The organism is Salmonella sp. 32010601201800023SM (assembly GCF_017572235.1).
Lineage (GTDB): Bacteria > Pseudomonadota > Gammaproteobacteria > Enterobacterales > Enterobacteriaceae > Salmonella > Salmonella enterica.
Genome location: NZ_JAGEQS010000006.1, coordinates 140,992 through 159,556 on the forward strand (window position 1 = coordinate 140,992; position 18,565 = coordinate 159,556).

The 18,565-nt window shown below is 54.1% G+C and carries 21 protein-coding genes; 5 read left to right on the top strand and 16 right to left on the bottom strand.

Annotated features, from left to right (window positions below; all coding sequences use genetic code 11):
- Positions 1–34 precede the first annotated feature (34 nt).
- On the top strand, positions 35–1,009 hold the full coding sequence (locus tag J4617_RS17845) for an aldo/keto reductase (protein ID WP_017465382.1): 975 nt from the start codon (positions 35–37) through the stop codon (positions 1,007–1,009).
- A 103-nt stretch (positions 1,010–1,112) separates the two neighbouring features.
- On the opposite strand, the gene pgpA is transcribed toward J4617_RS17845, so the two are convergent.
- The 6 genes from pgpA to nrdR all read right to left on the bottom strand — a co-directional run bounded on the left by pgpA (position 1,113) and on the right by nrdR (position 5,223).
- Positions 1,113–1,628 (bottom strand): phosphatidylglycerophosphatase A, encoded by a 516-nt coding sequence (gene pgpA / locus J4617_RS17850; RefSeq protein WP_000154063.1) that lies wholly within the window; start codon positions 1,626–1,628, stop codon positions 1,113–1,115.
- Positions 1,606–2,586 carry a thiamine-phosphate kinase gene (gene thiL / locus J4617_RS17855; protein WP_000742082.1) on the bottom strand — a complete coding sequence of 327 codons (981 nt, stop codon included), beginning with the start codon at positions 2,584–2,586 and terminating at the stop codon, positions 1,606–1,608. The genes pgpA and thiL overlap by 23 nt, the downstream gene beginning before the upstream one ends.
- 81 nt (positions 2,587–2,667) lie before the next feature.
- Complete coding sequence (gene nusB, locus J4617_RS17860) at positions 2,668–3,087, bottom strand: transcription antitermination factor NusB (RefSeq protein ID WP_000801129.1); 420 nt, start codon at positions 3,085–3,087, stop codon at positions 2,668–2,670.
- Positions 3,088–3,107: 20 nt separating this feature from the next.
- Positions 3,108–3,578 carry a 6,7-dimethyl-8-ribityllumazine synthase gene (ribE, locus tag J4617_RS17865; RefSeq protein WP_001021372.1) on the bottom strand — a complete coding sequence of 157 codons (471 nt, stop codon included), beginning with the start codon at positions 3,576–3,578 and terminating at the stop codon, positions 3,108–3,110.
- Positions 3,579–3,666: 88 nt separating this feature from the next.
- On the bottom strand, positions 3,667–4,770 hold the full coding sequence (gene ribD / locus J4617_RS17870; protein ID WP_001150216.1) for a bifunctional diaminohydroxyphosphoribosylaminopyrimidine deaminase/5-amino-6-(5-phosphoribosylamino)uracil reductase RibD: 1,104 nt from the start codon (positions 4,768–4,770) through the stop codon (positions 3,667–3,669).
- 3 nt (positions 4,771–4,773) lie between these two features.
- A complete protein-coding gene (nrdR, locus tag J4617_RS17875) occupies positions 4,774–5,223 on the bottom strand; it encodes a transcriptional regulator NrdR (protein ID WP_000543533.1) in 450 nt (149 codons plus the stop codon).
- Between the two features lie 151 nt (positions 5,224–5,374).
- On the opposite strand from nrdR, the gene J4617_RS17880 reads away from it, so the two are divergent.
- Together J4617_RS17880 and J4617_RS17885 are read left to right on the top strand one after the other, a co-directional pair.
- Positions 5,375–5,914 carry a DUF3251 domain-containing protein gene (locus J4617_RS17880; protein ID WP_000198484.1) on the top strand — a complete coding sequence of 180 codons (540 nt, stop codon included), beginning with the start codon at positions 5,375–5,377 and terminating at the stop codon, positions 5,912–5,914.
- A gap of 299 nt (positions 5,915–6,213) precedes the next feature.
- On the top strand, positions 6,214–7,077 hold the full coding sequence (locus J4617_RS17885; RefSeq protein WP_000752021.1) for a nucleoside-specific channel-forming protein Tsx: 864 nt from the start codon (positions 6,214–6,216) through the stop codon (positions 7,075–7,077).
- 83 nt (positions 7,078–7,160) lie between these two features.
- Here J4617_RS17885 and J4617_RS23200 read toward each other — a convergent pair whose 3' ends face one another.
- The 9 genes from J4617_RS23200 to queA form a co-directional block, all read right to left on the bottom strand.
- Positions 7,161–7,268, bottom strand: coding sequence for a type I toxin-antitoxin system toxin Ldr family protein (locus J4617_RS23200; RefSeq protein WP_000176312.1), 108 nt, complete (start codon positions 7,266–7,268; stop codon positions 7,161–7,163).
- Between the two features lie 437 nt (positions 7,269–7,705).
- Positions 7,706–8,053: an HNH nuclease YajD gene (gene yajD / locus J4617_RS17895; RefSeq protein WP_000974818.1), complete on the bottom strand. Its 348-nt coding sequence runs from the start codon at positions 8,051–8,053 to the stop codon at positions 7,706–7,708.
- A gap of 169 nt (positions 8,054–8,222) precedes the next feature.
- Positions 8,223–8,915, bottom strand: a complete 693-nt coding sequence (locus J4617_RS17900; RefSeq protein WP_000198318.1) for a YafY family protein — start codon at positions 8,913–8,915, stop codon at positions 8,223–8,225.
- Positions 8,916–8,940: 25 nt separating this feature from the next.
- A complete protein-coding gene (locus J4617_RS17905; RefSeq protein ID WP_000793035.1) occupies positions 8,941–9,306 on the bottom strand; it encodes a VOC family protein in 366 nt (121 codons plus the stop codon).
- 147 nt (positions 9,307–9,453) lie between these two features.
- Positions 9,454–10,425, bottom strand: coding sequence for a protein translocase subunit SecF (gene secF, locus J4617_RS17910; RefSeq protein WP_000046629.1), 972 nt, complete (start codon positions 10,423–10,425; stop codon positions 9,454–9,456).
- A gap of 10 nt (positions 10,426–10,435) precedes the next feature.
- Entirely contained in the window at positions 10,436–12,283 is a 1,848-nt protein-coding gene (gene secD, locus J4617_RS17915; RefSeq protein ID WP_000934811.1) for a protein translocase subunit SecD, read from the bottom strand.
- A 27-nt stretch (positions 12,284–12,310) separates the two neighbouring features.
- On the bottom strand, positions 12,311–12,643 hold the full coding sequence (yajC, locus tag J4617_RS17920; RefSeq protein WP_000007628.1) for a preprotein translocase subunit YajC: 333 nt from the start codon (positions 12,641–12,643) through the stop codon (positions 12,311–12,313).
- Positions 12,644–12,665: 22 nt separating this feature from the next.
- On the bottom strand, positions 12,666–13,793 hold the full coding sequence (gene tgt, locus J4617_RS17925) for a tRNA guanosine(34) transglycosylase Tgt (protein ID WP_000667305.1): 1,128 nt from the start codon (positions 13,791–13,793) through the stop codon (positions 12,666–12,668).
- Between the two features lie 196 nt (positions 13,794–13,989).
- A complete protein-coding gene (queA, locus tag J4617_RS17930; RefSeq protein WP_001266524.1) occupies positions 13,990–15,054 on the bottom strand; it encodes a tRNA preQ1(34) S-adenosylmethionine ribosyltransferase-isomerase QueA in 1,065 nt (354 codons plus the stop codon).
- 93 nt (positions 15,055–15,147) lie between these two features.
- Here queA and acpH point away from each other — a divergent pair, with 93 nt between their 5' ends.
- Together acpH and J4617_RS17940 are read left to right on the top strand one after the other, a co-directional pair.
- Complete coding sequence (gene acpH / locus J4617_RS17935; RefSeq protein WP_017465383.1) at positions 15,148–15,729, top strand: ACP phosphodiesterase; 582 nt, start codon at positions 15,148–15,150, stop codon at positions 15,727–15,729.
- A 209-nt stretch (positions 15,730–15,938) separates the two neighbouring features.
- Positions 15,939–16,541 (top strand): peroxiredoxin, encoded by a 603-nt coding sequence (locus J4617_RS17940; RefSeq protein WP_000244731.1) that lies wholly within the window; start codon positions 15,939–15,941, stop codon positions 16,539–16,541.
- A gap of 71 nt (positions 16,542–16,612) precedes the next feature.
- Here the strand turns inward: J4617_RS17940 and malZ are convergent, their stop codons facing one another.
- Positions 16,613–18,430, bottom strand: a complete 1,818-nt coding sequence (gene malZ, locus J4617_RS17945; protein ID WP_017465384.1) for a maltodextrin glucosidase — start codon at positions 18,428–18,430, stop codon at positions 16,613–16,615.
- Between the last annotated feature and the right edge of the window lie 135 nt (positions 18,431–18,565).

Genomic DNA, 18,565 nt, shown 5'->3' on the forward strand with positions numbered 1-18,565 from the left:
CTTGAAGAGTGACGGGTATAACAGGAGCGGAGTCATGCAATACAACACGTTAGGAAATACAGATCTTCGGGTATCCCGCCTTTGTCTGGGCTGTATGACATTCGGCGAGCCGAGTCGCGGCAATCACGCCTGGACGCTTCCCGAAGAGAGCAGCCGTCCCATCATCAAGCGCGCCCTTGAGGGCGGCATTAACTTTTTTGATACCGCCAACAGCTACTCCGACGGCAGCAGCGAAGAGATTGTCGGCCGCGCGCTGCGTGATTTCGCCCGGCGCGACGAGGTGGTGGTAGCGACGAAAGTCTTCCATCGCGTCGGCGATCTGCCGGAAAGATTATCCCGCGCGCAAATCCTGCGCTCTATTGACGATAGCCTCACCCGTCTGGGAATGGAGTATGTCGATATCCTGCAAATCCACCGCTGGGATTACACCACGCCGATAGAAGAAACTCTGGAAGCGCTAAACGACGTGGTGAAGGCGGGTAAAGCCCGCTATATCGGCGCTTCCTCAATGCACGCCTCACAATTTGCCCAGGCGCTGGCGCTACAAAAACAACACGGCTGGGCGCCGTTTGTCACCATGCAGGATCACTATAACCTGATCTACCGCGAGGAAGAGCGAGAGATGCTACCGCTGTGCTGGCAGGAAGGCGTCGCCGTGATTCCGTGGAGCCCGCTGGCGCGCGGGCGCTTAACTCGCCCCTGGGGAGAAACCACGGCCCGGCTGGTCTCGGATGACGTGGGCAAAAATTTATATGCTGAAAGCGATAAAAATGATGCGCAAATAGCGGAACGGCTGTCTGGCGTCAGCGAGGCGCTTGGCGCAACGCGAGCGCAGGTTGCGCTGGCCTGGCTACTCAGTAAACGAGGCGTCGCCGCGCCGATTATCGGCGCTTCGCGTGAAGAGCAGTTAGATGAGTTGCTGAATGCCGTTGATTTAACGCTCAAACCGGAGCAGATTGCCGAACTCGAAACACCGTACAAACAGCATCCGGTGGTGGGATTTAAATAATCTGCCATTGCCCGATGGCGCGGCGCTTATCGGGCCTGTGAAATCGACATATTGTTCGGGGGTAGGCCGGATAAGGCGTTTACGCCGCCATCCGGCAAACCCTTTAAATAATACCGAGCGGCCAGTGATGACCGATAAAATACAGTATGCCGGCGGATATCACGCCGGCGACGATATCATCGATCATAATCCCCATGCCGCCGTGCACGTTGCGATCAAACCAACGGATCGGCCAGGGTTTCCACATATCCAGAATGCGGAAAATAACGAACCCGGCAGCCACCCACTGCCAGTCCGTCGTCGGCAACGCCATTAGCGTTATCCACATACCGATAAATTCATCCCAGACAATACTGCCGTGGTCGTGTACGCCCATATCTTTCGCCGTCTGATGGCAAAGATAAACGCCAATGCAGATCCCAAACATCACGACCAGCGAATAAAGCTGCCACGGCAGAAACGTCATCAAATACCAGAAGGGGATCGCCGCCAGCGAGCCCATCGTGCCCGGCACCACAGGGCTCAGCCCGCTGCCAAAGCCGGTAGCGAGCAGGTGCCACGGATTGCGCAAATTCAGGCGGCTTTTCGCAACATCTTTATGGCGTGGCAAAATGGTCATATCCTTTCCAGTCAAAAGTGACAGGTTCTCCGTCACGCACAAAGGCGATCCCTTCGATATCCGCCGTCATTTGCCCGATACAGGTAAACGGCACGCCCAGATGACCAAGCGCGACATCCAGCGCGCCACGGTTCAGCTCCGGGACGGTAAAGCACAGTTCATAATCTTCGCCGCCGGATAACATCCAGCGAAGCTTTTGTTCGGGATCATTGGCATGTCCCCACAGTTCTTCGGAGTCAGGCAGCGCCTCCAAATCGATTCGCGCGCCGCAGTTGCTGGCTTGCAGAATGTGACCAAGATCGGAGATCAAACCGTCGGAAAGATCGATCGCCGAACTGGCGAGATCGCGTAGCGCCTGCCCTTGTAAAATACGCGGCGTCGGGCGCAGATGGCGTTTGACCAGATAGTCGGCATCCCCCCAGCTTCCCACGCGAAAATCACCCCGTAGAATCGCCAGCCCGGCAGCGCTATCGCCCAACGTGCCAGTAACATAAATCCAGTCGCCCGGTTTTGCGCCAGAACGTTTCAGCGCCCGACCGGCTGGCACAAGGCCATGAATACCGAGCGTCATCGACAGCGGGCCGCGCGTGGTATCGCCGCCAATGAGCTGCATGTCGTAGTAATCCAGTTGTTCAAACAGGCTGTCACTGAACGCGGCAAGCCACGCCTCATCGACGTCAGGAAGCGTGAGCGCCAGCGTTAACCATGCCGGATCGGCGCCCATCGCCGCCAGATCGCTTAAATTCACCGCCAGCGCTTTATACGCCAGATCGGCAGGATCGATATCGGGTAAGAAATGGATGCCCGCCACCAGCGTATCGGTACTGATCGCCAGGGTCTGCTTTTCAGGAATATTCAGGAGCGCGCAATCGTCGCCAATACCGGTTTCAACATCAAGACGAGAGCTTTTTACACGGTCAAAATAACGGGCAATCAGGGAAAACTCGCCACATGCCATACGTTATGCCTCAGCAGAAAAAAAGAAAAGGCCGGAGACGGCGGGTATCATCCATCGCCCGCTATCTTTCCGGCCTGTGAATCACTTTTTGTTGGGACGAATCACCGGAGCTGCTTTATCCAGTACGCCGTTGACGAATTTGTGGCTGTCTTCAGCGCCAAAGGTTTTCGCCAGTTCAATCGCTTCGTTGATGGCCACTTTATAAGGCACATCGCTGCGTTTTGACAGCTCAAACAACGCAATACGCAGCACGGCTTTTTCAACCTGTCCCAGCTCTTCAAGCAGGCGGGACAGATACGGTTTCATTAAACCATCCAGGTACGCGCTGTTAGTCGCCACCCCGGACAGCAGTTCACGGAAATAGAGAACGTCGACGTCTTTTACGTCCTGTTCCGCCAGGAACTGGTATTCAACATCAGCGATGTCGTTCTGGGACAACTGCCAGGAGTAAAGCGCCTGGACGGCACACTCACGGGCGCGGCGACGAGCAGCAGGTTTCACGGAATTCCCCTTACAAAAAATCAGGCCTTAATGGCTTTCAATACATTAATCATTTCAAGCGCGGTCAGCGCAGCTTCTGCGCCTTTATTACCGGCTTTTGTACCAGCACGTTCGATGGCTTGTTCAATACTCTCGGTGGTCAGAACACCAAAGGCTACCGGCACGCCGCTGTCCTGGGCAACGCTTGCCAGGCCATTGCTGGCGCCGCCTGCCACATATTCAAAGTGCGCAGTCCCCCCGCGAATCACGGTTCCCAGCGCAACCACGGCGTCGTATTTACCGCTTTTCGCCAGCGCTTCGGTCGCCAGCGGCAGTTCATAGGCGCCAGGCACCCACACTACGGTAATATTATCATCTTTTACCTGACCAATACGCGTCAGGGCATCAACCGCGCCATCCAGCAGGCTGTCGTTGATAAACTGATTGAAACGCGCAATAGTGATGGCGACACGAGCGTCAGGGGCTGCAACGTTAGCTTTAATAATGTTCATATTCTCTCTTCCAGGGTTCATTTGGCCCCGCAGGGGGGCGGATTTTATCATAATAATTTGAGCGCTGCTCCCCTTTCGACGGGAGAACTCATGCGCTCACCATATGCAGGCAAACATCCGGGCCGACATGGCGTATTTCGCTGAAGGTAAATTGCGGCGCGTCGGCGAGCTTCTCAAGCCCCGGCAATTCGCATAATCCCCGCGCCTGGGTTCCCAACAATTTAGGCGCGACATAGACAATCAGTTCATCCACCAGCCCGGCTTGCAACAACGCGCCTGCCAGTCCCGGTCCGGCTTCAACCCATATGCTATTAATCTGCTGCCTGCCTAACTGCATCATCAGTACAACCAGATCCAAATGTCCGTTGTGCGCCGGCACGCTGATAGTACGAACCGCATCGGGCCACGCGCGGCTATCTTCCTGGGTACGCGCAATCCACGTTTCGCCAGGCTGCTGCACAATACGATGCGCAGGCGTTACCCGGTTTTGGCTGTCGATAACAATTCGCACCGGCTGGCGCAGATTTTCCTGCGGGTAAGACGCCTGCGTAGAGGCGTCTAACTCCGCCCAACGCACCGTCAAGGCCGGATCGTCAGCCAATACCGTCGCGCTACTGGTTAAAATAGCGTGGCTTTGCGCACGCAAGCGCTGAACGTCGCGCCGGGCCTGCGGCGAGGTGATCCACTGGCTTTCGCCGCTGGCCATCGCCGTCCGTCCATCCACGGAGGCACCCAGTTTAAGCTGAAGATAAGGGAATCCGGTACGCATCCGCTTGAGGAAGCCTTTATTGAGCGCCTCCGCTTCACTCATCATTAACCCGTGGCTGACCGCAATACCCGCCTGTTGCAGGCGATACAGCCCGCGCCCGGCGACCTGTGGGTTCGGGTCCTGCATCGCGGCGACCACGCGCGCGACGCCGGCCGCAATCAGCGCATCGCAACATGGCGGCGTTCGCCCATGATGGCTACAGGGTTCAAGCGTGACATAGGCGGTTGCGCCTTTGGCTTTTGCGCCCGCCATCCGCAGCGCATGGACCTCGGCGTGCGGCTCTCCGGCGCGATGGTGATAACCTTCGCCGACGATGTCGCCATTGTTAACAATGACACAGCCGACATTAGGGTTCGGGTGAGTGGTGAAACGTCCACGCTGCGCCAGTTTGAGCGCTCGCGCCATGTAAAACTCATCCTGCATGGCTTAGTCCTGTAGGCGAGCGATTTCTTCGCCAAAGTCTTTGATATCTTCGAAACTGCGATAGACGGAGGCAAAGCGAATATACGCGACTTTATCGAGTTTTTTCAGCTGCTCCATGACCAGGTTGCCAATCATCTTGCTGGGAACTTCACGCTCCCCAGTGGCACGTAATTGTGACTTAATATGGTTCAATGCCATTTCAACATCATCTGCGCTGACGGGTCTTTTTTCCAGCGCTCTCAACATGCCGCTACGCAGCTTATCCTCATTAAAGGGTTCGCGCACATCGTTGCTTTTTATCACGCGCGGCATGACCAGTTCAGCCACTTCAAAGGTCGTAAAGCGTTCATTACACACCAGGCACTGCCGACGGCGGCGCACGGACGAGCCCTCGCCTACAAGACGAGAGTCAATGACTTTGGTATCTACGGCGAAACAAAATGGGCAATGCATACGGCGTCCTGACCAGATGATTTAGGAAATGCTATTTTACCCTGAACTGGCGCGACAACAAAGGCGGAGCGCTTTTGAGATAAAGGATCGGTGCCTTTGTGCGTATAGCGCACTACCATTACGCTATCGAACCATGAAGGAAATGATCGACATGACAAGACGTTACCTAAGAATTCTCCTGGTGGGAAGTCTCTTGAGCCTGACCGCCTGCGCGCCGCAGAGCGAAGTTCGCCAGATGCATCAAAGCATTAGCACCCTGAATAAAGAGATGACCCAACTGAATCAGGAAACGGTAAAAATTACCCAACAAAATAAGCTGAATGCGGAGTCAACCCGCGGCGTCTATTTGTTGCCTGGCGCCAATACGCCTGCCCGGCTGGAGAGCCAGATCGGTACGCTACGTATGACATTGCTGGAAATTACGCCTGTCGCAGACGGCGCTCACGCAACGTTACACATTCAGGGCGAGTCCCGCGATCCGCTGCCGGCATTCAGCGCTACCGTAGAGTACGGGCAACTTCAGGGCACTACGGAGAACTATCAGGAGGTGAATGCACAGAGCCTTCTGGTAAATGCCCCTGCCAGCTTGCTGGCGCCCAGTGATGTCAATATTTCGTTACCGTTGAAGGGGATCACTCCGGCGCAGTTAGGCTTCATTCGCATCCATGATATTCAGCCTGTTAATCAATAAACGTTCTGGCGGAGCGTTTTGTGCGTTCCGCAACATCCCCCGCGCGACTTTTGTTGCCCTACTGACATTCCCGTCATTTATGACATGGATTGGTAATATTCATGAAAGATAGTACTGTCGCCGCGTCTAAAATGCGCAAACGTGAACGCAATCGATTACGTAAATGATAGATATGTGAAACAAGACATATTTTTGTGAGCAATGATTTTTATAATAGGCTCCGCAGAAACACGAAATATTTAGAAACGCAAATTGCGTTCTTTTCACTCCCGCAAGGGATTTCAAACAGTGGCATACATATGAAAAAAACTTTACTCGCAGTCAGCGCAGCGCTGGCGCTCACCTCATCTTTTACTGCTAACGCAGCAGAAAATGATCAGCCGCAGTATTTGTCCGACTGGTGGCACCAGAGCGTAAACGTGGTAGGCAGCTACCATACCCGTTTCTCGCCGAAATTGAACAACGACGTCTATCTGGAATATGAAGCATTTGCCAAAAAAGACTGGTTTGATTTCTACGGCTATATCGATATTCCCAAAACCTTTGATTGGGGTAACGGCAACGATAAAGGTATCTGGTCCGACGGTTCTCCGCTGTTCATGGAAATCGAACCGCGTTTCTCAATTGATAAGCTGACCGGCGCAGACCTGAGCTTCGGCCCGTTTAAAGAGTGGTATTTCGCCAACAACTACATCTACGATATGGGCGATAACAAAGCCAGCCGCCAGAGCACGTGGTATATGGGTCTGGGGACCGATATCGACACCGGCCTGCCGATGGGCCTGTCGCTGAACGTGTATGCGAAATATCAGTGGCAAAACTACGGCGCGTCCAATGAAAACGAATGGGACGGCTACCGTTTCAAAGTGAAATACTTCGTCCCCATCACCGATCTGTGGGGCGGTAAACTGAGCTATATCGGCTTTACCAACTTTGACTGGGGATCTGATTTAGGCGACGATCCGAACCGTACCAGCAACTCCATCGCTTCCAGCCATATCCTGGCGCTGAACTACGATCACTGGCACTACTCGGTCGTTGCGCGTTACTTCCATAACGGCGGACAGTGGCAGAATGGCGCAAAACTGAACTGGGGCGACGGCGATTTCAGCGCGAAATCTACCGGCTGGGGCGGCTACCTGGTCGTGGGTTACAACTTCTAAACCTGCAAAAAAGGCCAGAGGTCGTCCTCTGGCCCGTTTCGGGCGCATGCTGCCATGCGGCGGCGAGTCGCGCCCACTTCACATTACTTCCGGCGATGCCACCAGCCTAAAAACAGACCTGTCGCAATCCCGACCAGCGTTGGTGCCGCCAGATCGTGCCAGATAGTAATGCTCAACTCTGTGAGCGTCATATTGCCGCCTTTGTTGCAATGGCAACGGTTCGCGGCTATCCTCAACTTGTCTAGGGTCAAGTTAGCCCCCGTAATGTTGCCGGTGAATACCGAACAATGTGCGGGGGTTTTCTCTTTCCAGCGACAAGGCCACCGGGGATCAAGCCCCCGCAACATTGCGCCTCACCGGGTTGCCCCGGCTTACCGCTGATTCTACTCTGCTCGCCAGTATCGGCAGGACTTAAAAACAAAAAAATCCCAACCTTGCGATCGGGATTCCAGTGACAATGTATGCGTTACAGGACGTTTGGGGCTGGCGACAAACTCCGGGGCTGAAAAAATGCCAGATTGCATCCGACCTACGAAAACCAATAATTCATTTATATTGCGGATTCCGTTGGGTGGAGCGAAGCGTAACCTAACATTCAACAGCACCAACAACTTTGTCAGCAGCCTGCTTATTTCTTTTTGTTCATCATCGCTTTCAGATCGGCAAACGGGTTATAAGTCGCCTCGCCGACATCTTTTTGCGCATCTTCCCCGGCAATGACCGTCGAACCGTACTGATCGGCTTCGGTATATTTGGAATGCTCGTGATCGTGGCAGTAGAGGCACAATAGCTCCCAGTTGCTGCCGTCTTCCGGGTTATTGGTGTGGTCATGATCGATATGATGCACCGTCAGCTCACGCAGATTTGAATACACAAACTCACGGGAACAACGTCCGCACACCCACGGAAACAGCTTCAGCGCTTTTTCACGATAGCCGCTTTCCAGGCGCGCGTAGTTTTTTGGGATGATAGCCATAATTAACAGGTACCTGAATAATACAAAGGGTTATGCGCAGTTTCCCGCGAAGCCGGGCTTTTAGCAATGATTCTGTGCAACTTATATATCCAGGTAAGGAAGGCTATTTCAGGCAAACTGATGACCAATCAACCCGTTTTACAAGCGTTGGAGTTATCGCTATCACATCTTACGGCATTTTTTCGTGCTCAACTTTACGCAAAAAATCACGCAAAGAACGGTCGATTGTTTCACGAAATCGCCGGTTAAGCGGAGTAATTTGTAAACAGCGATCGAGGCGAAAACACCGATAGTCTTCCCGTCTCTCACACCAGGCAACCAGTAGCCAGTGCTCTCCCCAGAAAAACAATCCCAGCGGTTGTATATCCCGCGAAGAGAGATGCCCCGCTTCATCACGATAATGTAGCGCCAACACCTGCTGCGCCGAAACGGCCTGATGGATAAGATCAAACGCGCTGCGCGAATGTGGAGATGTACCCAAATCCGGAGCGTAAATCCGTGTCTGCTCCGCTTTACGACGGCTCTCTTCCGGTAAAATAGCCAACACTTTTTCCTGGGCGGATTCAAGCTCGCGCGATAGCGAATCGCCGCCCCAGGTTTTCAATAACCGTATAGCCACCATCAGTGCTTCCGATTCACGATGGGTAAGCATCAAGGGCGGCAGATCAAAACCCGCCATTAAACGGTATCCGCTCCCCGCTTCACCTTCGACAGGCACACCGGATAACGACAGATCGCGAATATCGCGATAAATCGTCCGTTCAGAAACCGCAAGCCGCTGTGCCAACAGCGCTGCCGTCGTCAGTCGTCTACCCCGCAAAATTTGCACGATCTGAAACAAACGGTCAGCGCGTCTGGTCATATTGACTCTCTACATTTAGCAAATATCACGCAGGTTGATGTAAACCTATTCGGTTGCCTTCGCTGTCAATAAACAACGCGATGGTTCCAATGTCATCTCCGGGAACCATGGGTTCCAGAACACACTTGCCACCGGCAAGGACGACACGTTCAATCGAGGCTAACAAATCGGCGGTATGCAGATAAATAACGACTCCCTGCGCAACTGGAGCGACATCATCCTGCTTTATCAGCGCTCCGCCGGGTCCGGGTTCAGCATACGGGAATACGGCCAGGTCCGCCCCATCCATGGTTTCCCGACGTAACGATATCTGCATCACTTGCTCATAAAAGGCGATTGCACGCGCCATATCAGTAACTGGAATTTCAAACCAGTTAATCAAGTTTTTCATACATCCTCCTGCGAGTGTGGGTAAATTCATGAGGAGTGTATGACAGGGCTCCTGACAGCATACTGTCAGTAATGTTTATCGTCATGGTACATAAATAAAAAAATCCCGATCGCATGACCGGGATTCAGATAACACTTAAATACGTGTTTACGGCAGAATGGACGGCTGATCCGCCCCTTCTTTTTCGACTTTCTGCTGCAGCATATGCTCGCGCTTCATACCGAGTTTCAGCGCCAGCGCCGATGCGACATAGATAGAAGATGCCGTACCAATAGAGACACCGATCAGCATCGTCAGCGAGAAGCCTTCCAGTACCGGACCGCCGAAGAGGTACAGCATCAGAATTACCACTAACGTCGTACCGGAGGTAATCAACGTACGGTGTAGCGTCTGGGTCAGCGACACGTTAAAGATTTCGTAAGGCGTCCCGCGACGGATTTTGCGGAAGTTTTCACGAATACGGTCGGAGACCACGATACTGTCGTTCAGCGAGTAACCGATCACCGACATCAACGATGCCACAATGGTCAGGTCAATCTCGATATGGAAAAGCGACAGTATCCCCAGCGTAATGATCACGTCGTGCGCCAGCGCGATGACCACCCCTGCCGCCAGTCGCCACTCAAAGCGGAAACCGACATAAACGAGGATAGAGATCAACGCCACCAGCAGCGCCATAGCGCCGGTTTGCGCCAGATCGGCGCCCACGCTTGGCCCCACGAATTCAATACGCTTCACGGCCGCGTTCTGGTTGGTGGCTTCATTAATGATCGTCACCACTTTGCTACCCAGTACCTGACCGCCGGTTTCACCTTCGGTTGGCGGCATACGCACCATAATGTCGTGACTGCTGCCAAAGTTCTGCAACTGCGGCTCTTCATAGCCCGCTTTTTGCAGCGCTTCGCGCATCACGTCCATTTCAGCCGGTTTTTCCAGCGTGATTTCAATTACCGTACCACCGGTGAAATCCAGCCCCCAGTTAAACCCGCGTACGCCCATAATGACAATGGCCGCGATCAGCAACAGCCCGGAGATGCCGAATGCCCAGAAGTCCCAGCGCATAAAGTCATAGACTTTACGGCCGTGGTTTAGTTGTTCAACAGTGTATTCCTGTGCCACATCGCACTCCTCAGATTGACAGCTTAGTGACGCGCTTGCCGCCATATAGCAGGTTTACGATAGCACGCGTACCGATAATCGCGGTAAACATCGACGTCGCCACACCGATACCGGTCGTAATCGCGAACCCTTTAATTGCCCCGGTACCAACGGCATACAGAATGATGACTTTAATCAGCGTCGTGATGTTCGCATCGAAGATGGAACTGAACGCGCCGGCATAGCCTTCGTTTATCGCCTGCTGTACCGTGCGGCCATTACTCAACTCTTCTTTGATACGTTCGTTAATCAGAACGTTGGCGTCGACCGCCACCGCAAGGGTTAACACGATACCCGCAATCCCCGGCATACTGAGCGTTGCCCCCGGCAACAGCGACATGATACCGACAATCAACACCAGGTTAGCCACTAACGCGCTGGTCGCAATCAGACCAAACTTCTTATAGAAGAAGATCATGAACAGGATGGAGACCACCAGACCGGCCAGACAGGCTTCCAGGCCCTGCTTGATGTTCTGCATACCCAGAGTCGGGCCAATGGTGCGCTCTTCAACGATCTGAATCGGCGCAATCAGGGCGCCCGCACGCAGCAACAACGAGAGCTGACGCGCTTCGTTCGGGTTGCTGATACCGGTAATACGGAAGCTGTTACCCAGCCGAGACTGGATGTTGGCAATGTTAATCACCTCTTCCTGTTTCACCAGTACGGCGCGACCGTTAGCGTCTTTCTTACCGCTGTCTTTATACTCCACAAACAGGGTCGCCATCGGTTTGCCGATATTGTCCTTAGTGAAGTTAGACATGATATTGCCGCCTGCGCTATCCAGCGAGATGTTAACCTGCGGTTGGTTATATTCATCCTGGCTGGACGTCGAGTCGGTGATATGGTCGCCGGTGAGGATCACGCGTTTGTACAATACCACCGGCTGACCTTCGCGGGTCTGTTTCACTTCGGAATCGCCCGGTACGCGCCCGGCAGCAGCGGCGGCCTGGTCAACGTTGGTATTCACCAGACGGAATTCCAGCGTCGCGGTCGCGCCGAGAATTTCTTTCGCGCGAGCGGTATCCTGGATACCCGGCAGCTCAACCACAATACGGTCTGCGCCCTGGCGTTGTACGACAGGCTCCGCGACGCCCAGTTGGTTAACACGGTTACGCAGAATATTAATGTTCTGCTGAACGGCGTATTCGCGCGCTTCGCTCAGGCGCGCATCGGTCATTACCGCGCGAAGTTGATTACCGCTCTGGCTGGAAATCACCAGGTCACGATGACGCGGCGTCAGATAGGCGATCGCCTCATCACGCGCTTTGCTGTCACGGAACGTGATGCTCAGCCCATAATTATTTTCTTTACGAACGGTGGTATAAGGAATGCCTTTTTCACGCAGATCGCTGCGCAGGCTATCGATATTTTGTTCCTGGAGTTTACCTAACGCGGTATCCATATCCACTTCCATCAGGAAGTGAACGCCGCCGCGCAGATCAAGACCGAGCTTCATCGGATCGGCGTGAATAGCCGCCAACCAGCGCGGCGTAGCCGGCGCAAGGTTAAGCGCCACGACATATTTATCCCCCAGCACGCTCATCAGCGCTTCACGGGCGCGTAGCTGGGTATCGGTGGTGTCGAAGCGCGCAAGAATAGCGCCCTCTTCCAGTGCCACAGACTTAGCGGGAATTTTTTCTTCTTGTAACGTTTTCTGGACCTGGATCAGCGTTTGCTCACTGGCGGCGACGCCGCGCACGCCAGTGATTTGAACAGCCGGATCCTCACCATACAGGTTGGGAAGTGCGTAAAGCAGGCCGACGATAATCACGACGACCAGCATGATGTACTTCCACAAAGGATAACGGTTTAACACGGCAGTTCCCTTTGGGAAAACGAAATATTACAGCGCCTTCATGGTGCCTTTCGGCAGAACGGCAGCTACGAAGTCACGTTTGATAACCACTTCCGTGGTGTCATTCAGCGCGATGGCAATGTAGCCGGCTTCCGCTACTTTGGTCACTCGACCAACCAGACCGCCATTCGTCAGAACTTCATCACCTTTCGCAATGGAGTCCATCAGCTTTTTGTGCTCTTTGGTGCGCTTCTGCTGCGGGCGCAGGATCATGAAATAGAAAATCAGACCAAACACCACCAGCATTAAAATCAGAGACATCGGGCTGCCCTGCGCTGGAGCACCTGTTGCCGCTACCGCATCAGAAATAAAAAAGCTCATTCAAATTCCCTCATTATTAAAATTAATCAACGTTCAAAGGTGGAACGGGTCGCCCCTGACGTTGGTAAAACTCGGTTACGAAGCTCTCTAATTTACCCTCTTCAATAGCCTTGCGTAAACCCGCCATCAAACGCTGGTAGTAACGCAAGTTATGAATGGTATTGAGACGCGCACCTAATATTTCGTTGCAACGGTCGAGATGATGCAAGTAAGCGCGTGAATAATTGCGACAGGTGTAGCAATCGCACTCGGCGTCAAGCGGGCTGGTGTCGCTTTTATGCTTTGCATTACGAATCTTCACCACGCCGTCGGTCACAAACAGATGACCATTACGGGCATTTCGCGTTGGCATGACACAGTCAAACATATCAATACCGCGACGCACCCCTTCCACCAGATCTTCCGGTTTACCCACGCCCATCAGGTAACGCGGTTTGTCAGCCGGGATCTGCGGGCAAACGTGCTCCAGAATGCGGTGCATATCTGCTTTCGGCTCACCGACAGCCAAACCGCCGACAGCGTAGCCATCAAAGCCAATCTCTACCAGACCTTTCACCGAGATATCGCGTAAATCTTCGTAAACGCTGCCCTGAATGATGCCAAAAAGCGCATTCTTATTGCCAAGGCTATCAAAACGGTCGCGGCTACGCTTCGCCCAACGCAACGACATCTCCATCGAGCGTTTAGCATAGTCCCAGTCTGCCGGGTACGGCGTACATTCATCAAAGATCATCACGATATCGGAACCGAGATCGTACTGGATCTCCATCGACTTTTCCGGATCGAGGAAAATCGGATCACCGTTGATCGGGTTACGGAAGTGCACGCCTTGCTCGGTAATCTTACGAATATCGCCGAGGCTGAAGACCTGGAAGCCGCCGGAATCGGTAAGAATCGGCCCTTTCCACTGCATAAAATCGTGCAGGTCACCATGCAGCTTCATGATTTCCTGACCCGGGCGCAGCCACAGGTGGAAAGTGTTGCCGAGAATAATCTGCGCGCCGGTCGCTTCCACTTCTTCCGGCGTCATGCCTTTCACGGTACCGTAAGTACCCACAGGCATAAAAGCAGGCGTTTCCACTACGCCACGATCAAACACCAGACGACCGCGACGCGCACGACCATCGGTGGTATCTAACTCAAATTTCATTATCACTCCTGCGTCAGAAAAACAGTCCGACGTTTAACGACTCGCTACGGAATGATTCCATAGCTAATAAATTCCCGAAGGCGTCATCGGCGCAGCCAGTTTGGGGTCGACCAGCGCACAACCACCGGAGCGTACACGCAGTACGTGAGGATGGCGAGCACTGCCCGGCGTCAAAATGGCAAGTGAGATAGCCTTCTTACGGACGCTCAAAAATAGCCTGCGGATTGTACGTGATAAACATCGCGTCCCCGTAGCTAAAAAAGCGATATTTTTGTTCTACCGCAGTCTTATAGGCATTCATGGTGTGTTGATAACCGGCAAATGCGGAAACCAGCATAATCAACGTCGATTCCGGCAGATGGAAGTTGGTGATCAGCGCATCAATCACTTTGTATTGATAACCTGGATAAATAAATATTTGCGTATCGCCGAAGAACGGCTCTATCAAATCGCTTTTTGCCGCCTGCGCCGCGCTTTCCAGCGAGCGTACCGAGGTCGTGCCGACCGCAATCACGCGGTTGCCGCGCGCTTTCGCCGCCAGCACCGCGTCGACCACCTCTTGCGGCACCTCAGCATATTCGGAGTGCATGATGTGATCTTCAATGGTATCGACACGCACCGGCTGGAAAGTGCCCGCGCCTACGTGTAGCGTAACAAACGCCATTTCGATACCTTTCTCACGAAGCGCCGCCAGCAGCGGCTCATCAAAGTGCAGCCCCGCGGTCGGCGCGGCGACGGCGCCCGGTTTTTCACTGTAGACCGTCTGGTACAGTTCGCGATCGGCGTCCTCGTCCGGACGGTCGATGTACGGCGGCAACGGCATATGGCCGATGGCGTTGAGAATATCCAGCACCGGACGCGGGTCATTAAACTCAACTTCAAACAGAGCGCCGTGACGCGCGGTCATGGTCGCGTGGATACTTTCGTCGTCGCCCAGTAGCAGTTCCGTGCCCGGTTTTGGCGCTTTAGAAGCGCGAATATGCGCCAGGATGCGTTTATCATCGAGCATACGTTCGACCAGCACTTCTATCTTGCCGCCGCTGGCTTTACGGCCAAAGAGCCGCGCCGGGATCACGCGGGTATTATTGAAGACCAGCAAATCGCCAGGGTTGAGCTTATCGAGCAGATCGGTGAAAGTACCGTGCGTCAGCGCGCCCGTCGGCCCCTCTAATGACAGCAAACGGCAGCGACTGCGTTCCGGCTGTGGGTAGTGGGCAATCAGGGATTCGGGTAGTTCAAAGGAAAAATCGGTAACGCGCATGACTCTGACTCAGACTAAAATAAGAGGCGGGTAGTCTAGTGCCGGGGCGTTCCCGCTGCAACCGTTACCCGCTTTTTGGACAGAGAATCAATAATGAATTTTCTTGCTCACCTGCATCTGGCGCACCTTGCCGACAGCTCGCTTTCCGGTAATCTTCTGGCCGATTTTGTCCGCGGTAACCCGGCAACACATTACCCTCCTGACGTGGTAGAGGGTATTTATATGCATCGGCGTATTGACGTCATGACCGACAACCTGCCGGAAGTTCGTGAGGCGCGAGAGTGGTTCCGCCATGAAACGCGGCGCGTGGCGCCCATTACGCTGGACGTCATGTGGGATCATTTTTTATCGCGCCACTGGACGCAAATCTCCCCTGATTTTCCACTTCAGGCGTTTGTCGGCTACGCCCATGCGCAGGTCGCGACGATTCTGCCCGACTCCCCGCCGCGCTTTGTCAACCTGAATGATTATCTTTGGTCAGAAAAATGGTTAGAGCGGTATCGCGATATGGATTTCATTCAAAACGTGCTGAATGGCATGGCGAATCGCCGTCCCCGGCTGGATGCCTTGCGTGATTCCTGGTACGATCTGGACGCGCACTACGACGCGTTAGAAGAGCTCTTCTGGCATTTTTATCCGCGTATGATGGCACAGGCCGCCCGCAAAGCGCTGTGACGGCCTGATAGCGAGGGCGTGCGTCAGATCCGCCGTTGGCAGAAAGATCGTTCGCTGTCATAAAAGGGTCATCATTACGATTTATAATAACCCGATCGATAGGCAAAAGCTGTCTCATTGATTGTCAAGACCGCATTGTTTTGTCGCTTCGCCCTCCCTATACTGCCCGCGTTGCGTTCTAAAACCCTTAATATTGCAGGAGAATTATTATGGTACTGGTTACTCGTCAGGCCCCGGATTTCACCGCTGCGGCGGTACTGGGTAGCGGTGAGATTGTTGATAAATTCAACTTCAAACAGCACACCAATGGTAAAACGACCGTTCTGTTCTTCTGGCCGATGGACTTCACTTTTGTTTGCCCGTCTGAGCTGATCGCCTTTGATAAACGTTATGAAGAATTCCAGAAGCGCGGCGTTGAAGTGGTTGGCGTTTCTTTCGACTCTGAGTTCGTTCACAACGCATGGCGTAACACCCCTGTCGATAAAGGCGGCATTGGCCCGGTGAAATACGCAATGGTCGCTGACGTGAAGCGTGAAATTCAGAAAGCTTACGGTATCGAACATCCGGACGAAGGCGTTGCGCTGCGCGGCTCTTTCCTGATTGACGCTAACGGTATTGTTCGCCACCAGGTCGTAAACGATCTGCCGCTGGGTCGTAATATCGACGAAATGCTGCGTATGGTCGACGCGCTGCAGTTCCACGAAGAGCACGGCGATGTCTGCCCGGCGCAGTGGGAAAAAGGCAAAGAAGGCATGAACGCCTCTCCGGACGGCGTGGCTAAATACCTGGCTGAGAACATTTCCAGCCTGTAAGTCAGTGCATTGATAAAAGGCTCGCGAATGCGAGCCTTTTTTATGCGTAAGGTGTTACGAACCACCTCGCCTCAACGATTCATCCATACCGTCGCGGAAATCGCGGGTAAACTAAGTCTTCCCTCACGGATGTCACCGCTTCCCGTTTTACATTGCCATCCGGCCACGTTCAGCAACGGCAACGCTTCCAGCGCCACTTCACAGGCCTCGCCCCGGTTAATCGCCACCAGCGCCCGCTGCTGCTGATAAACTCGCACGAATACCACTACGTCACCTTCGGCATACAGCGCCTGGCATCCGCCACGACGCAGCGCCAGACTGCTCTGGCGCAGTTTCGCCATACGCTGGTACAGCGCCAGCAAGTTGCCGTCCTGCTTGCGTTCATCCCATGGGAACGGTTTGCGGCACATGGGGTCATTTGCGCCGTCCACGCCGACTTCATCGCCGTAATAAATACATGGCACGCCGGGCCAGGTAAACAGCCAGACCACCGCCAGCGGCAGGCGCGCCGCGTCTTTACCCAGCAGAGTTTTAAAGCGCGCAGTATCATGGCTGTCGAGTTGATTAAACATGCGCAGTTGTTGCTGATGTGACAGCCCGGCGCGGTAGTTATCCATCCACGCGATACAGGTCCGGGCATCAATATGCTGTGGTTCGTAAGCGATATCAGTATTGGCGAGAAATCCCCATAGCGGGAAGGTGAAGCCGCGATAATTCATGGCGGCATCTTCCGCATCGGCCTGTAGCCACTGCCGCGCATCGCCGAAATGTTCCCCCACAATATAGGCTTCGGGCTGCGCCTCTTTTGCCGCCCGGGTAATACCGGCGACGTGCTGCAAATTATGACGCGCCCCGCCCGCCTCGCCCAGCATATGTACGACATCCAGCCGCCAGCCGTCCATATTCCACGGAGCCTTTAGCCAGTGACGAACGATACTGTCCTCACCGCGATAGATCTCATCCACCAGCGTTTCTGATTGATAATCGAGTTTCGGCAGGCTCGGATAACCCAGCCAGTCCAGCGCCACGCCTTGTGGTGAAAAGGAGTACCAGTCACGCCACGGCGAGTCCGGGTGATGGCACGCGCCGCCAGTGCTGCGGTTATGCCTGTCAAACCACGCATGCGAGTCGCCGCTATGGTTAAACACGCCATCCAGCACCAGCCTCATGCCCTGCGCCTGGGTTTTACGCCGCAGGCGTAGCAGCGCCCGATCGCCGCCAAATTGCGGATCGACATGGCGATAATCTTCCGTGTCGTACTTATGGACGCTCGGCGCGGTAAATACCGGATTCAGATATAGCGCTGTGACGCCCAGTGTTTTCAGATACGGCAGCTTCTCACAAATGCCATTCAGACAGCCGCCGTAAAAGGTGGAACCGCCCGCCTGGGGGGTTAAAGGATCGTCCCAGTCGCGCAGCACAATCTCCTGACCTGCGGCATGATGGTAGTACACCCGGTCCTGATCGGCTTCACGCGTCGCGCTGCGGGCAAAACGATCCGGGAAGATCTGATAAAAAATTTGATCGGCGACCCACTGCGGGCCGCTGTCCGGAACATCAACGGCAAATTGTTCCAGACGCGCCGGTGGGAAGCGGTTAAATCCCTGCGGCGTAAACCAAAGCTGGCGGTCGTGCCAAAGCAATTTAAAGCTGTAACGGCGACGGGGTTGCCCTAACGCGATATTGAGCGTCGCTCGCCACGCCGTCACACCCGGCTGCGGCTGGCGGCGCTGTTTGCGCATCGCCAGTGAGATTTCTTCATTATCGAATTCTGAGCGCAACGTCACGCGAGACGGCGGATTTTCTCCGCTCAGCCACAGCGTAATGGTTAATTTATCGTTATGTTGCTTCACAAATGGGGCAACCGGTAAGTGCCAGGCATTCAACATCTCGTATCCCCTCTACTGAAAATGGGGCCACCTTGCCATAGAGATTTAAAGGATAACTCATCATCCAGGGGTTTATTAGGGGAGGAGGCTCCAGGAGGAGAAGCGGCTCCGCTTATCCGGTCTACCGTTGCCTGC

Coding starts and splice junctions, on each gene's coding strand:
- J4617_RS17845 (WP_017465382.1), top strand. CDS start 35: ATGCAATACAACACGTTAGGAAATACAGATCTTCGGGTATCCCGCCTT.
- pgpA (WP_000154063.1), bottom strand. CDS start 1,628: ATGACCATTTTGCCACGCCATAAAGATGTTGCGAAAAGCCGCCTGAAT.
- thiL (WP_000742082.1), bottom strand. CDS start 2,586: ATGGCATGTGGCGAGTTTTCCCTGATTGCCCGTTATTTTGACCGTGTA.
- ribE (WP_001021372.1), bottom strand. CDS start 3,578: ATGAACATTATTAAAGCTAACGTTGCAGCCCCTGACGCTCGTGTCGCC.
- ribD (WP_001150216.1), bottom strand. CDS start 4,770: ATGCAGGATGAGTTTTACATGGCGCGAGCGCTCAAACTGGCGCAGCGT.
- nrdR (WP_000543533.1), bottom strand. CDS start 5,223: ATGCATTGCCCATTTTGTTTCGCCGTAGATACCAAAGTCATTGACTCT.
- J4617_RS17880 (WP_000198484.1), top strand. CDS start 5,375: ATGACAAGACGTTACCTAAGAATTCTCCTGGTGGGAAGTCTCTTGAGC.
- J4617_RS17885 (WP_000752021.1), top strand. CDS start 6,214: ATGAAAAAAACTTTACTCGCAGTCAGCGCAGCGCTGGCGCTCACCTCA.
- J4617_RS23200 (WP_000176312.1), bottom strand. CDS start 7,268: ATGACGCTCACAGAGTTGAGCATTACTATCTGGCACGATCTGGCGGCA.
- yajD (WP_000974818.1), bottom strand. CDS start 8,053: ATGGCTATCATCCCAAAAAACTACGCGCGCCTGGAAAGCGGCTATCGT.
- J4617_RS17900 (WP_000198318.1), bottom strand. CDS start 8,915: ATGACCAGACGCGCTGACCGTTTGTTTCAGATCGTGCAAATTTTGCGG.
- J4617_RS17905 (WP_000793035.1), bottom strand. CDS start 9,306: ATGAAAAACTTGATTAACTGGTTTGAAATTCCAGTTACTGATATGGCG.
- yajC (WP_000007628.1), bottom strand. CDS start 12,643: ATGAGCTTTTTTATTTCTGATGCGGTAGCGGCAACAGGTGCTCCAGCG.
- tgt (WP_000667305.1), bottom strand. CDS start 13,793: ATGAAATTTGAGTTAGATACCACCGATGGTCGTGCGCGTCGCGGTCGT.
- queA (WP_001266524.1), bottom strand. CDS start 15,054: ATGCGCGTTACCGATTTTTCCTTTGAACTACCCGAATCCCTGATTGCC.
- acpH (WP_017465383.1), top strand. CDS start 15,148: ATGAATTTTCTTGCTCACCTGCATCTGGCGCACCTTGCCGACAGCTCG.
- J4617_RS17940 (WP_000244731.1), top strand. CDS start 15,939: ATGGTACTGGTTACTCGTCAGGCCCCGGATTTCACCGCTGCGGCGGTA.
- malZ (WP_017465384.1), bottom strand. CDS start 18,430: ATGTTGAATGCCTGGCACTTACCGGTTGCCCCATTTGTGAAGCAACAT.